The sequence below is a fragment of the Streptomyces sp. NTH33 genome (assembly GCF_003236365.1).
Classification (GTDB): domain Bacteria; phylum Actinomycetota; class Actinomycetes; order Streptomycetales; family Streptomycetaceae; genus Streptomyces.
The window spans coordinates 1-1,715 of the sequence record NZ_POTZ01000826.1; the positions used below are offsets into that span (position 1 = coordinate 1).

The window sequence follows — 1,715 nt, forward strand, 5'->3', positions numbered from 1 at the left end:
TAGTCGTCGCGCACCTCGGCGACCATGCGCACCGCGCGGCGGCGGAGCTCAAGCGGGTAACGGGAAGGTCGTGCCATGACTCGATCCTTTCATGAAATCGAGTCTCCATTCGAACCGGGGCGGTTCAGACCGTGTCTGGTGCCGATCCTTGCAACGAGCCGAACAGGCGGCTGCCACCGGCCGGCGAACCGATCCGCCCGCCGCGCCAGAGGGCCACACCCCGTAGAGAGCCAAGCGCGCAGGACATGCCAGGCGCGGGGACGGCGCGATTCGTGAACAGGACGCACACACAGAACGGAGCACGATCATGCAGACCTTCACCGCGGCAGCCGATCGAGTGTGGGATCCAGCCCCGGCGCGGGATCCAGCCCCGGCGTGTGACTTTCTGCTGCCGCCGCCGAATCCCGCCGACCGCACGGCCGGCCGCGTCGATCCGCGCGACCTGCGCCGCCTTAACCTGTACGCGGCGCTGACCGCGGCCGGCACCGCCCCGCATCCAGGAGACCGGGAGGCGATCGAGGAGCTCAGTGCACTGCCCGGCAGCGTGCACGACGCCCTGCTCCGCTAGGGCGTGTACGGAGTCGTGATCACTGGGCTGGTAGAACACTCGTGTGGCGAGACGCGAGCTGAGTGATGACGAGTGGGCGCTGGTCGAGCCGTTGCTGCCGATCGGCGCCTACGGCCCCTATCCACACCGACTGCGGGATCAGCTCGAAGGCGTGATCTGGAAGTTCCGTTCGGGCGGCCAGTGGCGGGAGATGCCGCAGGAGTTCGGGCCGTGGTCGACGGTGTACGACCGCTTCCGGCAGTGGCGTGACGCCGGGGTGTTCCAGGCTCTGATGGACGCGGCGATCGCGGAAGCCGCCCGGCGGGGTCAGGTGGATCTCTCGCTGGTCAGCATCGACTCGACCACGGCCCGGGCCCATCACAACGCGGCGGGCATGCGGGTCGACGAGGAGGTCCTGGCCGCGCTGGAGAAGGCCGTGGGGGAGGAAAAAGGGGCCGCAGCGGGACGCAAAAGGACCAGGAAGGTGCAGAGCCGGCAGACGGGGCGGACGGCCTGACCCGTGCCGAGCGGCGGCAGCGCCGCCGACGGCTCCGGGCCCGCCTGACGGCCGCCGCACTGGGGCGTTCCCGCGGCGGGCTGACCAGCAAGGTCCACCTCGCGGCCGACCGGCGCTGCCGGCCGCTGTCCTTCGTCCTCACCCCCGGGCAGGCCGCGGACAGCCCGCAGTTCGTTCCCGTCCTGGGCAAGGTCAGGGTGCCCGGTCCGGTGGGCCGTCCGCGCACCCGTCCCGACGCGGTCGCCGGTGACAAGGCGTACTCTTCCCGTGCCAACCGTGCCCACCTGCACAAACGAGGGATCAAGGCGGTCATCCCGGAGAAGAAGGACCAGGCGGCGAACCGCAGAAAGAAGGGCCGCCGGGGCGGACGGCCCGTCACTTGCGACGCGGAGCTCTACCGGGACCGCAACACCGTCGAGATGAGCAAGCCGCAGTGCTGTCATAGCTGCGGTTCGGCGTCATTGTCTCGGGTTCCTTCCTCGTTCGGGATTATCGCCGTCTGCTGGTGGTCGAGCCAGGCCTGTCGTGGGCGGTGGCCGCGGGATTGCCGGTGGAGCCGGCGGAGCCGTTCGACCTCTGCGGGATTGGCATGGACGACCCAGGACCGGCGGGCGTCGTGTTGCTGGTGGGCGGTGACCCAGCCGCGTGTGA

General features: G+C 70.1%; 1 protein-coding gene and 1 pseudogene. Both read left to right on the forward strand.

Going from position 1 to position 1,715, the window contains the following annotated elements; all coding sequences use genetic code 11:
• Positions 1-307: 307 nt before the first annotated feature.
• Positions 308-568 carry a hypothetical protein gene (locus tag C1I97_RS36680; RefSeq protein ID WP_258382922.1) on the forward strand — a complete coding sequence of 87 codons (261 nt, stop codon included), beginning with the start codon at positions 308-310 and terminating at the stop codon, positions 566-568.
• Positions 569-611: 43 nt separating this feature from the next.
• Positions 612-1,483, forward strand: a pseudogene (locus C1I97_RS42230) (IS5 family transposase); the annotation flags it as partial.
• Positions 1,484-1,715: the final 232 nt, after the last annotated feature.

What these genes read in the sequence shown, in the direction of transcription:
- C1I97_RS36680 (WP_258382922.1), top strand. Translation starts at nt 308, where the DNA reads ATGCAGACCTTCACCGCGGCAGCCGATCGAGTGTGGGATCCAGCCCCG.